This is a genomic window from Gemmatimonadaceae bacterium (assembly GCA_020851035.1).
GTDB lineage: Bacteria > Gemmatimonadota > Gemmatimonadetes > Gemmatimonadales > Gemmatimonadaceae > JACMLX01.
On the sequence record JADZDM010000023.1, the window covers coordinates 153,209 to 166,110 of the forward strand.

The following is a 12,902-nucleotide window of genomic DNA, read 5'->3' on the forward strand; positions in this document are numbered from 1 at the left end:
CTCAGCGCGGGGTGCGGCGGGTGGTGGTCGCGGCGGGCATGCCGCGGACGAGCAGCACCGGCACCAGCGACCGGTGGCGCACCGCGTTCGCCACGCTCCCGCGCACGACGTCGTTCAGGAAGCCGTGGCCATGCGTGGCCATCGCGATCAGGTCGCACGCCTCGCGCGCCGCCGCCTCGCAGATCTCGTGCGCCGGGTCGCCCGAGGCCAGCACCGAGTCCACGTCCAGCGCAGCGCCGGCCAGCCCGGCGACACACTGGTCCAGGTAGGCGCGGTCGGCGCGCATCTCCTCCGACTCGCGCAGCTTCAGCGACTGGATGTTCCGCGCGGCGAAGCCGTCGGCCACGTGCATCAGCGTCACGCGCGCGTTGCAGAGCGTGGCCAGCGTGCGCACGTGGTCCAGAATCGCCGCATCGTACGACGAGTTCTCGAGCGGGACGAGGATGTGCCGGTACATGTCAGGTGAGCCAGTCGCGCACGACCTGGAACAGCAGCCACGCGTTGAGCGACGCGATCGTGATCGCGATCAACCAGGCGAGCGCCGTCAGCCACCGGGCGTTCACGAACTCGCCCATCTTGCGGCGGTCGGACGTGAACATCACCAGCGGGAAGACCGCGAACGAGAGCTGCAGGCTGAGAATCACCTGACTGAGGACGAGGAGTCGTGAGGTGCCGCTGGCGCCGTACAAGATACTGACCACCACCGCCGGTACAATCGCGATCGCCCGCGTGATGAGGCGGCGCACCCACGGCTGGAGGCGGAGGTTGAGGAACCCCTCCATCACGATCTGGCCGGCGAGCGTGCCGGTGAGGGTGGAATTCTGCCCCGAGGCCAGCAGGGCCAGCGCGAACGCGGTGCTGGCGCCGGCACCGAGCAGCGGCGTGAGCAGTTTCCACGCATCCTGGATCTCGGCCACGCCGCTGTTGCCGGTGGTGTGGAAGGTGGCGGCGGAGACGATCAGGATCGCGGCGTTGATGCCGAGTGCGAAGGTGAGGGCGATGGTGGAGTCGGCGAACGCGAAGCGGACCGCCTCGCGCTTGCCCTCGGTGGTCTCCTCGTACTTGCGCGTCTGCACGATGCTGGAGTGCAGGTAGAGGTTGTGCGGCATGACGGTGGCGCCGAGGATGCCGATGGCGATGTAGAGCATGTCGCGGTTGCCGAGGATCTCCGGGCCGGGCACGAAGCCACGCAGCACGCCGCCGACGTCGGGGCGGGAGAGCACGAGCTCGAACAGGAAGCAGATCCCGACGATGGCAACCAGCGCGATGACCATCGCCTCGAGCAGCCGGAAGCCCTTGCCCTGCAGCCAGAGCACGACGAGCACGTCGAGGGCGGTGAGCGTGACGCCGACCGGGAGCGAGATGCCGAAGAGGAGCTGGAGGGCGATGGCGGTGCCGATCACCTCGGCCAGGTCGCAGGCCGCGATGGCCAGCTCGGCGATGATCCAGAGCGCGAAGGACAGGCGCGGCGGATAGGCGTCGCGGCAGGCCTGCGCGAGGTCGCGCCCCGTGACGATGCCCAGCTTGGAGGCCAGTCCCTGGAGCAGGACGGCCATCAGGTTGCTGAGCAGGATGACGTAGAGGAGCGAGTAGCCGAACTGGGCGCCGCCGGCGAGGTCGGTGGCCCAGTTGCCCGGGTCCATGTAGCCCACCGCGACCAGGTATCCCGGTCCGCCGAAGGCGAGGAGTTTCCGGAACCAGTTGCCCTGACTGACCGGGACCGTGCGGTACGCCTCGGCAAGGGAGGGGGCGACGCGCGTGCGGCGCCAGGCCGGGATGTCGCCGGTGAGGACGACAGGCTCGGGTGTCGGCCCGGCAGGCCCTGCCGGACCACCCGGCGTCCGGCTCGGTACGGTCATGGAGTTCCGAAGAAGTGATTTCGCACAAGCGAAATTATCGGCACCCCGGATCCGGAAGTCCAGCCCTCCCCCGCGTTCCGCCCCGGCCCGGGCCGGACGGAGGTCTGCCCAGACGCGCTCGCGACGCCGACACCCCGCCACCGCGCCTTAACGTCGGCCGGCCCGCGAAGTCTGCCCCCCTGTCACCGCCGCAGTGCTCCGCACCCCGCACTGCCGATCCCCCTCCCCCTCGCTCCCCAGACCGGTACCCGACCATGCCGACGCCGCGCGCCCTCCTCCGCTCCACCGCCACCGCCCTCACCCTCGCCGCCCTCCTCACCGCCTGCGGCGACGGTGCCACCGCCCCCGCCGACAGCGGCATCAGCGCCGCCGTCGCCGCCGCCACCACCCTCGATGTCGCCACCATCGCCGGTGATGCCGCCAAGGAGGACGTCGAGATGTTCCGGGTCAACCGCGGCGCCTTCGGCATCGCGCAGGCCACCGACTTCGAACGCTTCGCCCGCTGGGAGACCTGCCCGTTCGACACCACGACCGCGCGCTTCACCTGCACCACGCGCACCCGCGGCCCCTTCTCGCTGACCCGCAGCTACGCCTACGCCGACGAGCAGGGTGCCGCGCAGTCCGCCTTCAGCGCCACCACCACCGCCAGCGCGAACTTCAAGTGGACGCTCACCGGCGAGATCACCCGGAAGCGCTGGAGCGGCACCATGAGCCGCTCCCGCGACATCACGCTCTCCGGCCTGCTCGGCGCCAACACCTCCGTGACGGTGAACGGCACCGGTGCCGCCGAACGCCAGCGCACCGTGTTCCTGCGTGACAGCAGCGGCGCGAACGGCCTCACCCGCTCCTACGACATGGAGGCCTCGCTGGCGATCGCCAACGTCGTCACCCCCGCCATCCGCCTCCCCGATGCCTGGCCGCTCTCCGGCACCGTCACGCGGAACTACACCGTCGTCCGCACCGACGCCACGAACGGGACGACGACCACCGTGCGCAACAGCGTGGTCACGTTCAACGGCACGCAGTTCGCCGCGCTGGTGGTCAACGGCAAGGAATTCATCCTCGACCTGGACACCGGCGAGGTCACGCCGAAGCCGGCCAGCTGACCCGGTGCCCCACTGCCGCCCCGTCCTGCATCGACGCCGATGCGGGGCGGGGCGTCAGGCGTTCCGGCTCAGGGGAGCGCCACCGACAGGAACTGCGTCAGGATCCGCTCCGTCATCCCCCAGACGATGTCGTCGCCGCACCGATAGGCGGGGAAGCGCATCCGGGCGCCGCCCCGGTCGAACGCATGCTCCCATTGCACGGCAGGGTCGCGCAGGGAGCGCACCTTCTGCCAGAACGCCGAATGCACCTCGACGTTCGGCACGAGGGGCACCGGGACGGTGACGTGGAACACGTACGGGCGCACGGCAATCGACGGCAGCACCGGCGACCGCGGACGCAGGTCGTCCAGCACACCCAGCATCGTGCCGGTCAGGTCGAGATCCAGCGCCAGCTCCTCGCGCGTCTCACGTCGCGCCGTCTCCTCGAGCGAGCGGTCCGCCGGCTCCCGCCGTCCCCCGGGAAACGCCACGTGCCCGCTCCACGGATCACCGGCGCGCTCCGCCCGCCGGATGAAGAGCAACTCCGCATCCGACACGGAATGCCCCCGCAGCACCAGCGCCACCGCCGCCCACCGCAGCCCGGCCTCCTCCGGCTCCTCCACGCGCGCATGCGCACGGAGCGCCCGCATCAGCGCGTCCATCCGGGGCGGAACGGTCCGGGCGCCGGTCGTGCGGACTAGCCCTCGACCTCGCCGTTCGCATCCACCCACGCGCGAAAGCCACCGGCCAGCGAAGACACGTTCGCGTACCCCATCGCCCGCAGCGACTCGGCCGACAACGCCGACCGGTTCCCCGACGCACAGTACAGCACGACCTGTGCATCGCGCGGCACCGAACCCTCGATCTTGCTCTCGATGGTCCCCCGCGACATGTGCACCGCGCCCGCCGCATGCCCGAGGTTCCACTCACGGTCCTCGCGCACGTCGATCAGCACCACCGATCCGCCGGCGGCGCACCGTGCAACGGTCTCCGCCGCCGTCACTTCCGTGATGCGCGCCTTCGAATCGGCAACCAGCTCGGCAAAGCTCTTCATGTCCCTGCTCCTCAGGCCACGGTGATCCTGCGCACGGCGTCGCGGATCACCAGCGATCGCGCCGCCGCATCCAGCGTCGCCTCCGCACCGAGCGGCAACGTCCACTGATCGGCAATATGGCCGATCGGGAGGTTCGCCAGACAGGGGACCTGCAACCGGTCGGCGAGTTCGGACACCAACGCGCCGATCGACGTGGCCCCGGGATGCTCATCCTCCGGCACCTGCGTGAACTGGCCCACCGCCAACCCCACACACCCGCGGAAGGCCCCCGCCTGCTCGAGTTGCCGCAACTGCCGGTCGACACGATACGCCGCCTCGTTCACGTCCTCGAGCACGAGGATCGCGCCCGCCCCACGCACCGCATCCGGCGTCCCGCACAACGCCGCCAGCAACGCGAGGTTCCCCCCGGCCAGGCGCCCGGTCACGACCCCCTCACGCACGACCGCAGCATCCTCCCACACACCACACGGCTCCGCCGACCCGCTCACGGCAGCGTGCAGCGACGCCGCGCTCAGCGCCGGCAACGGCGCGCGCCCCGTGTGCCCGTGGAACGTCACCACCCCGGCACGCGCCGCGATCGCACAGTGCAGCGCCGTCACGTCCGAATACCCGATCACCGCCCGCGGTCGCCGCATGAACGCCTCCAGCGACAGCGCCGGCACGATCCGCGTCAGCCCGAACCCGCCACGCACCAGCCACACGGCGTCGATCGCCGGGTCGTCGAGTGCCCACTGCACATCCGACAGCCGCTCGGCATCGCTCCCGGCAAGGTATCCGCGCCGACCGAGCACGTGCCGGCCGCGCACGGGCTCCCACCCGAAACCACGCACGCTCGCCTCCGCGATCGCCACGTCGGACTCCCCCCGCAACGGCCCCGACCCGCACACCAGCGCCACCCGCGCCCCCGACGACAACACCGCCGGCCAGGATGATTTCGATGAGATCTGCATGAACGGGATGGTAAGGCTTCGCACGCCCCACGCTACCGTGGCGACATGCTCTCCACACGCACCGCCCACCTCCTCCTCGCACAAGCCACATCCCGCACGGGACTGGTCGCCCTCGCCCGCGCACTGGGCTTCCACGCCCCACCCCAGCCACTCGGCAGCCGACCGATGCGCGCCATGCGCATCGACCGCTTCGACGGCGCCGCACTCACGCGCATCACCCGCGATGCACACGCCGCCGTCCTCATCGCCGACCACATCCCGCAGGAACACTGGCGCGAGACACTGCACGACATCATCACCCACCTCGACCGCCTCACCGACCCGCGACGCTGGCTCGTCATCCTCCACTGCCGCGACGACGGCCCACTCGCCATCGCCTGCTGGCTCAGCTCCGCCCGCGGCCCCCGGCTCGCCGTCCTGCACACCACGCCGCCACGCATTCTCGACTCCGATGCGCAGACCGTCGCCGCACTCGCCACCGCCTGGCACCCGGACCCGACGCTCACCTGCCTCCGCTGGCACGAACTGCTCGGCAGGCACGCCATCGGACGCCGGTTCTTCCGCGCACTCGACACCCATGTCTCCGACATCGCCGCCGCCTGGCCCGCGCGCGTCCACGACGACGACCGCCGCACCCTCGCACTCATCCACGTCGCACGGCTCCTCTTCCTCAAGTTCCTCGAGACGAAGGGCTGGCTCGATGACGACCGCAACTTCCTCGCACGCCACGCCGAACACATCCTCGAACACCACGGCAGGCTGTGGCCGCAGCTCCTCGCCCCGCTGACCTTCGGCACCCTCAACACGCCGCGTCGCAACCGCGCCCCCGCCGCCCGCGCGTTCGGACGCATCCCGTTCCTCAACGGCGGCCTCTTCGCCACCTCCACCACCGAACGCCGCGCCCGACACCCCGCCCTGCACGACGAGCAGCTCGCACCGCTCCTCCTCGACACCCTCGCCCGCTTCCGGTTCACCGCCCGCGAGGACGCACGCACCTGGTCGGAAGCCGCCGTCGATCCCGACCTCCTAGGCCGGACCTTCGAGGCGCTCATGGACGCCACCGTCCGCCGCGGCACCGGCACCTTCTACACCCCCGCAGCGCTGGTCTCGACCCTCGTCGACGATGCGCTCGAACACGCGATCCCCCTGCCACGCCCCCTCGTCCGCGCCGCACTCGACGGCGCACCGCTCGCCAGCGCCGACGCCTCGCGCATCCGCCACCACGCAGAACGCCTCCGCACCCTCGACCCCGCCTGCGGCTCCGGCGCACTCCTCGTCGCCACCCTCGAGCGCCTCGCCTCCCTCCGGCAATCACTCGGCGATCCGCGCAGCATCGCCGAACTGCGGCGCGAGACCCTCACTCACTCCATCTTCGGCGTCGACATCGCCCCGATGGCCGTCTGGCTCTGCGAACTGCGCCTCTGGCTCTCCGTCGTCATCGACGACGACACCACCGACCCCCTCGCCATCACCCCTCTCCCCAACCTCGATCACCACATCCGCATCGGCGACTCACTCGGCGTGCACGCCTTCGATGACGCCGGCCGATTCGCGCAGTCCGCACGCCTCGCCAAGCTCCGCGAGCACTACGCCCGAAGCTCCGGCACCCGGAAGCGCACGCTCGCCACCCGGATCGATGCCGCAGAACGCGACAGCGCACGCGACATCGCCCTGCGCGCGTCCCGGGCACTCCGGCAGGAACGGGCCGACCTCCTGCACCTCGCACGCGGACACACCCTCTTCGGCGCCCGCCACGGCCTCTCGGCCACACAACGACGACGGCTCGCGACACTCCGCGAACTCCTCGCACAACACCGACGCACCATCCGGCGCCTCGACGACGGTGCCACTGCCGACTTCGACTTCCGGACCCACTTCGGCGACGCCGCCGCCGCGGGCGGCTTCGACCTCGTCATCGGCAACCCACCCTGGGTGCGGTCACACCACATGGACCACGACACCAGGCACCGGCTCCGCTCACGATTCGCCGCGGTGATGCGACACACCAACGCCGGCACCCCCTTCGGTGTGCAGGCCGACATCGCCATCCCGTTCACCCACCGCGCACTCGACCTCACACGCCCCGGCGGCATCCTCGCCTTCCTCCTCCCCGCCAAGCACTGGCGCTCCGTCGCCGGCGGCGCCCTCCGCCACCACCTGCTCCACCACGCACAACCCCTCCACCTCCGAGACCAGTCCCACGACAACGGAGGCTTCTCCGCCGCCGTCTACCCATCCACGATCGTCATGCGCCGCAACCACCCGCAGGATGCCGACACGGCACCCCCCGGCGCCCCGGTGACCTGCCACACCACCGACGCCGCCGGCACCGCGCACGCGTTCCACATCGCCACCAGTCACCTCCCCGCCGCCACACTCCCCGGTGCCCCATGGCGCATCGTCCCCGATGACGTCCGCACCGCCGCCGACACCCTCCACCACGCCGGCAGCCGCTGGACCGACTCGCGCCTCCCACCCCCCGCACTCGGCATCAAGACCGGCTGCAACGACGCCTTCCTCGTCGGTCTCACCGACGTGCCCACGTCACTCCGCGCCTGGGTGCGCCCCGCACTCCGTGGCGACCAGGTGCGCGCCTGGCACGCCGCCGACTGCACCACCGGCATCGTCGTCCCCACCGACAGCGACGGCCGCACCCTCACACGCCTCACCGCCCCACTGACTCGGCACTTCACCCCACACCAGCGCGCCCTCCTCGCCCGCACCGACCTCCGCCCCCGCGAACCGTGGTGGTCGCTCTTCCGCACCGACCTGCTCGCCCCCACCGGCTGGCGCGTCATCTGGGCCGACATCGGTCGCTCCCTTCGCGCCACGATCCTCCCGCCACACGCCGCCGCCGTCCCACTCAACTCGTGCTACGGCGTGCGACTGCACGACCCCGTCGATGCACACACCCTCGCCACCCTCCTCAACGCCCCCTCCACGACCGCATGGCTGTCGCTCGTGGCAGAACCCGCGCGCGGTGGATACCACCGCTTCATGGGATGGACCGTCCTCGCCCTCCCCCTCCCCCCATGGGAGCGCGCCCGCGAACTGCTCGCCCCACTCGGCGCACGCGCACGACGCGGCGAGCCCGTGAACGTGGAGACACTCCACACCCGCACGCTCGACGCCTACGGCCTGCGCCACCGCGACCTCGCCCCCCTCATGCGCTGGACCTCCGACGCACTTCGCGCTGAACGCACCAGCCGGTCCCGCGCCTCATGAACACGCAAGCAGCCAACACGCACGACATCGTCACGCGACTCGCCCGCGCCGCCCTCCACGCACGCGCCCTCCACTGCGACGCGCCCGCGACTCGACTCGGCTCCATCAGCCTCCTGCCACACCAGGACGCCGCCGTTCACTGGCTGCACACCCGCCTCACCCGGCACGGCGGCGCCCTCCTCGCCGATCCCCCCGGACTCGGCAAGACCTTCGTTGCCCTCGCCGTGGCGGCCCGCATGCACATCAGGCCCCTCGTGATCGCGCTGGCGGCGCTGCGCGATCACTGGCGCGAGGCCGCCCGACGCTGCGACGTCGCGATCGACTTCGTGAGCACCGAGCAACTCAGCGCACCCGCCGAGCCGCGCCACGGCGCACGCGCGCTCGTCATCATCGACGAGGCGCACCACCTGCGCACCCCCGCCACGCGCCGGCACCACCGCACCGCCGCACTCTGCCGCGATGCGCAGGTCCTGCTGCTCAGCGCAACGCCCATCCATAACCACAGCCACGACCTCGCCCGGATCACCCGGCTCTTCCACCTTCCCGCCAGCGCACCGGTCGCCAGGCTCCTCCGCCAGCGCCTCACCCTGCGGCGCACCCTCGACGACATCCGCGCCGCTTGGCCCGATCCCCGCGTGCCCGTGTCCGTGCCCGTCGTCCGGCAGCGCGGAACCCTGGCACTCGCGACCCGGCCCAGCCGCGTGCCAGCCGCCGTGATGGCCCTGCCCGCCCTGCCACCGCGCGACCAGCAGAACGGCCATCCACTCGTCCAGCTCGGGCTCCTGCACGCCCTGCGTTCGAGCGATGCCGCCGCCCGCCAGCGCATCCGCCACCGCATCGCCGTCACGCTCGCCATCGAACTCGCCGCCGAAGCCGGCGTGACACCCTCGCACCTGCTGACGCGCGCCTTCCGCCCACTCCACGACGACATCCAGCTCGGCATGCCCCTCCTGCTGGGCGATGCGACGGGGCGAGCCGATGCCGAACTCGCCGCAGCCGCACGTGCGCAACGCGAGGCGCTCGAGGCCATGCTCCCGTTGCTCGACGCCGGCAGCGATGCGCACCGCGCCCGTGCACTCGGCCGCCTCGCCAGGTGGTCGCGCAGCCCCGTCGTCGCCTTCACCTGGAGCAGCGCCACCGCCCGCGCCCTGCACCACCTCCTCCGGGACCACGCCGGCATCGCACTCCTCACCGGCAGCACTGCGCGCATCGCCAGCGGCTCCATCTCGCGATCCGAGGTGCTGCGACGCCTCCTCCCCGACGCCCGCGGGCTCCAGGCTCCGCGACAGGACCGCGTCCGGCTGCTCATCACGACCGACGTGATCAGCGAAGGCCTCTCGCTCAGCGGCGTCCGCACCATCATCCACCTCGACCTCCCGTGGACCATGGCCCGGATCCACCAGCGCACCGGGCGCGCAGCACGGATCGGCGCACCCGTCTCCGCAGTCGACGTCGCACACCTCCCCGCACCACTGCCCCGCACCACCTACGACACCATCGACCGGCTCCTCGCCCGCAAGGACCTCGCGATGCGTGTCATGCACACCGGTGCACACCACGGGGCCGGCGACGTGGCGGCGCTGCTGGCACCACTCGCCATGCGCGCACACTCCTGCGACCAGGTGCGCCGTCGCTGGGGCACGCTGCAGCACGACAGCGTCGCCGCGCCCCTGATCGTCGCCATCGTCCGGCTCGACGATCGGCGCCTGCTGGTGGCCCTCGACGCGGATGACACGCCACGCCGGCCGACCGGCGACGACTGGCACATCCTGGCCCGCGCGTCACCACGCACGCACATGCCGGGCATGCGCCGCAGGCTGCGTGAGCGGTTGCAGCAGTATCTCGCGGATCGCGAAACCACCCTCCGCGTCACCCGCAACGATGACCGGCGATGGCAGGCACGGATCGCGGATGACGAGATGGTGCTGCGTCGTCACGCCGGCGCTCGCGCAACCACCGCCGCCAGCGTGTCCGCCAGCCGGGCCGCAGCCATGCGCATCACACGCCCCGGTGAACTCGCGGCGCTGCGCGACCGCGTCACACCCGGATCCGTCGAGTTCACGGCGGACGCGTCGAGCCCCGGGCCGGGCGCGACAGGCGTGCGGATCGTGTGCGGCGTGGCGATCGTGCCGGCACCGCGGCCAGCCGGTCCGTGACGGCCGGTCCGGCTATATTGCCGGCGATGACCAGCCACCCCGCACAGCCACCACGCCCCGTCCTGTTCGACCTCGATGGCACCCTCGCCGACACCATCCCGCTGCTGCTCGCGTCGATGCGGGCCGCGTACACCGAGATCGGTGGCCGGATTCCCGGCGACCGTGAATGGCTCCGGGGCATGGGCACGCCACTCCGCGCGCAGTTCATGCTCTTCGAGGACAACGACGTCGAGCGCGTCGAGGCGCTGATTGCCGTCTATCGCGACTTCCAGGTCAGCAACCTCGCCGCCTTCGTCACCGAGTACGCCGGCATCCGCGAGCTCATCGGCGCGCTGCAGTCGGCAGGCCATCCCATCGGCATCGCCACCGGCAAGGGTGACTGGATGGCGCGCATCACGCTCGAACACGTCGATCTCCTCACGCCGTTCGCGGTGATCATCGGCGCCGAGTCCACGGCGCGGCACAAGCCCGATCCCGATCCGCTGCTGCTGGCGGCCGAGCGGCTGGGCGTGGCGGCGGCGGGCACGTTGTACATCGGCGATGCGCCGAACGACGTGCTGGCCGCGCGTGCCGCAGGGATGGTGGACGTGTGGGCCGCGTGGGGACCGTTTCCGCCGGCCGAGCTCGAGCCCTTCGCGCCCACACACACTGTGCAGTCACCGATGGACATCCTGGCGCTCATTGCCGGGCTCGACGCCGTCACCGGCACTCCGGCCTAGAAACCGCGGCCCCCGTGCCGCCGTACACTTCCACAGACCCGAGCCCGGAGCCGTCATGCAGCAGAAGGAGAAGCGCGTCGTGCTGGCAGTGTGCGCCGCCGCACTGGCCGGATGCGTGCAGCAGAAGCCGACACCGGAGTCCTTTGCATGGACTGGACCGGTGGCGTCAGGCGCATGGCTGCGCATCCGGAACGTGAACGGGGATTTCGACGTGCGGCAGGCCGAGGGCGACAGCGCCGGGATCCGCTTCGAGATCGAGCGGTCGAGCCAGTTCGCCCCCGAGGCGCGGGTCACCGTGGTGAAGGTTGGCGACGACATCATCGCCTGTGTCCTCTATGGCGGCCGCGGCGAGTGCGGCGCGGAGGCGTATGACGGTGGCGGCTCGTCCACGTACCGTCGCATCCCGTTCCTCAACGGCAGCACCAGTGCCCGCGGCACCATCCTCGTGCCACGCGGCGTGCGCGTCGAGGTGCAGTCCACGAATGGGGACGTCGACGTCGCCACGGTCGGGAGCGACGTCGCGGTGACCACCGTGAACGGGGACGTCGACGTCCACGGCTCGCGTGCGTCGGTGAAGGTCCGGACCACCAATGGCGACGTCGCCATCGGCGCCGAATCGGTCGACGGCGAGTTGCAGGTGCAGACCACCAATGGCGACGTGGAGCTCGACCTGCCGGCCGGGCTCAACGCAGCGCTCGCCATGACCACCGTGAACGGCGGCCTGAACCTCGACGTCCCGGCGACGGTCACGTCGCGGTCCCCGAAGTCCATCCTCGCGAACATCGGCACGGGCGGCACCACGATCCGGCTGCAGACCACCAACGGCGACATCAGCCTCCGGCCGCGGACGCCCTGAGGCGGGCGCCCGGGCGCCGGCCTACTCCCCGCCGAGCGTCTCGATCACCCCGGCGAGGTCCACGTCCTGCTGCGTCAGCCCGCCGGAATCGTGCGTGGAGAGTGCGATCGTGACCTTCGTGTAGCGGATGTCGATGTCGGGGTGATGCTGCGCCGCCTCCGCGGCATCGGCGATACGGGTCACGAACGCGATCGCCGCCGGGAAGCTCGGCAGTGAGAACACCTTCGACATCACGCCGGAGCGCTTGCTCCAGCCTGGAAGCCGGCCGAGTGCACGCTGGAGTTCGATGTCGGAGAGGAGGGGCGCTGACATTGCAGGAGGCTCGGGACGGGGAAGGCTCGAGTCACCCGTGGCACGCACCGGATGACCATGCCCTGATCCTCGTTCCCGCAGCCCGCGCGCACAAGGGCACGCGGCGGACCGCCGCCGGCGCGGGATCGTCCGCCCGTCAGCCCGCCTTGGTGTCCGCCGTCGGCCCGTAGACATCCGGCACCGGCACGTCGAGCAGCCGGAGATAGACCGTGAGCTGGCCGCGATGATGGATCATGTGATTCAGCACCGATGTGCGGAGCACCGCGATCCGCGGCATCGTGAAGATCGTGACCGGGCCGGTCTTGAGCGACCAGGGCGCGTGCATCTGCTCATCCGTCATCCCGGCCAGCGCCGCGCGGAAGGTCGCAACGCCGCTGTCGAAGGCGGCCAGCAGTGCCTCGGTGGTGCTGAACGCGGGCCGCGAATCGGCGCCACCCGATCCGGCGAGGTCGAGTTCGGGCTGCGTCAGGGTCATCAGCCCCCAGTGCGGGAAGTTGCCGATGTGCATGGCGAGCCCCGCCAGGGCGAAGGACTTCGGGTGCGGCTTCCACTCCGCCTGCCCGGCGGGAACGACGGCCAGCACGCGCCTGGTGGCGGCCATCTCCATGTCGAACTCGGGAAGGAACGACGCTGCGATGCTCATGGTCTGGATGGTGAAGCGTGAGGGGAGTTGATCGTGCCGGTGC

Annotated in this window: 12 protein-coding genes; 5 read left to right on the forward strand and 7 right to left on the reverse strand. The window is 71.3% G+C overall.

Annotated elements, in window-relative coordinates; genetic code table 11:
* Position 1: 1 nt before the first annotated feature.
* Positions 2 to 457 carry a universal stress protein gene (locus IT355_16145; GenBank protein MCC7054803.1) on the reverse strand — a complete coding sequence of 152 codons (456 nt, stop codon included), beginning with the start codon at positions 455 to 457 and terminating at the stop codon, positions 2 to 4.
* A 1-nt stretch (position 458) separates the two neighbouring features.
* Positions 459 to 1,859, reverse strand: a complete 1,401-nt coding sequence (locus IT355_16150; protein ID MCC7054804.1) for an Nramp family divalent metal transporter — start codon at positions 1,857 to 1,859, stop codon at positions 459 to 461.
* 254 nt (positions 1,860 to 2,113) lie between these two features.
* Between IT355_16150 and IT355_16155 the strand changes: the two genes are divergently transcribed.
* Positions 2,114 to 2,965, forward strand: a complete 852-nt coding sequence (locus tag IT355_16155; protein ID MCC7054805.1) for a hypothetical protein — start codon at positions 2,114 to 2,116, stop codon at positions 2,963 to 2,965.
* Between the two features lie 68 nt (positions 2,966 to 3,033).
* Here the strand turns inward: IT355_16155 and IT355_16160 are convergent, their stop codons facing one another.
* The 3 genes from IT355_16160 to IT355_16170 are packed head-to-tail and all read right to left on the reverse strand — an operon-like array spanning position 3,034 to position 4,948.
* A complete protein-coding gene (locus IT355_16160) occupies positions 3,034 to 3,594 on the reverse strand; it encodes a CoA pyrophosphatase (protein MCC7054806.1) in 561 nt (186 codons plus the stop codon).
* 47 nt (positions 3,595 to 3,641) lie between these two features.
* The gene (locus IT355_16165) at positions 3,642 to 3,998 is read right to left on the reverse strand and encodes a hypothetical protein (GenBank protein MCC7054807.1); all 357 of its coding nucleotides are present in this window, start codon (positions 3,996 to 3,998) and stop codon (positions 3,642 to 3,644) included.
* Between the two features lie 11 nt (positions 3,999 to 4,009).
* Positions 4,010 to 4,948, reverse strand: coding sequence for an LD-carboxypeptidase (locus IT355_16170; GenBank protein MCC7054808.1), 939 nt, complete (start codon positions 4,946 to 4,948; stop codon positions 4,010 to 4,012).
* 45 nt (positions 4,949 to 4,993) lie between these two features.
* Here IT355_16170 and IT355_16175 point away from each other — a divergent pair, with 45 nt between their 5' ends.
* From IT355_16175 to IT355_16190, 4 genes are read left to right on the forward strand one after another with little or no spacing between them, the layout of a single operon-like run.
* Positions 4,994 to 8,173 carry an N-6 DNA methylase gene (locus IT355_16175; GenBank protein MCC7054809.1) on the forward strand — a complete coding sequence of 1,060 codons (3,180 nt, stop codon included), beginning with the start codon at positions 4,994 to 4,996 and terminating at the stop codon, positions 8,171 to 8,173.
* Positions 8,170 to 10,329 carry a DEAD/DEAH box helicase gene (locus IT355_16180; GenBank protein ID MCC7054810.1) on the forward strand — a complete coding sequence of 720 codons (2,160 nt, stop codon included), beginning with the start codon at positions 8,170 to 8,172 and terminating at the stop codon, positions 10,327 to 10,329. Before IT355_16175 ends, IT355_16180 begins: the two co-directional genes overlap by 4 nt.
* Before the next feature lie 26 nt (positions 10,330 to 10,355).
* A complete protein-coding gene (locus tag IT355_16185) occupies positions 10,356 to 11,048 on the forward strand; it encodes an HAD-IA family hydrolase (protein MCC7054811.1) in 693 nt (230 codons plus the stop codon).
* A 55-nt stretch (positions 11,049 to 11,103) separates the two neighbouring features.
* Positions 11,104 to 11,904: a DUF4097 family beta strand repeat protein gene (locus IT355_16190; protein ID MCC7054812.1), complete on the forward strand. Its 801-nt coding sequence runs from the start codon at positions 11,104 to 11,106 to the stop codon at positions 11,902 to 11,904.
* A gap of 21 nt (positions 11,905 to 11,925) precedes the next feature.
* Here the strand turns inward: IT355_16190 and IT355_16195 are convergent, their stop codons facing one another.
* Both IT355_16195 and IT355_16200 read right to left on the reverse strand, forming a co-directional pair.
* Positions 11,926 to 12,216: a 4a-hydroxytetrahydrobiopterin dehydratase gene (locus IT355_16195; protein ID MCC7054813.1), complete on the reverse strand. Its 291-nt coding sequence runs from the start codon at positions 12,214 to 12,216 to the stop codon at positions 11,926 to 11,928.
* 136 nt (positions 12,217 to 12,352) lie between these two features.
* The gene (locus IT355_16200) at positions 12,353 to 12,859 is read right to left on the reverse strand and encodes a hypothetical protein (protein MCC7054814.1); all 507 of its coding nucleotides are present in this window, start codon (positions 12,857 to 12,859) and stop codon (positions 12,353 to 12,355) included.
* Positions 12,860 to 12,902: the final 43 nt, after the last annotated feature.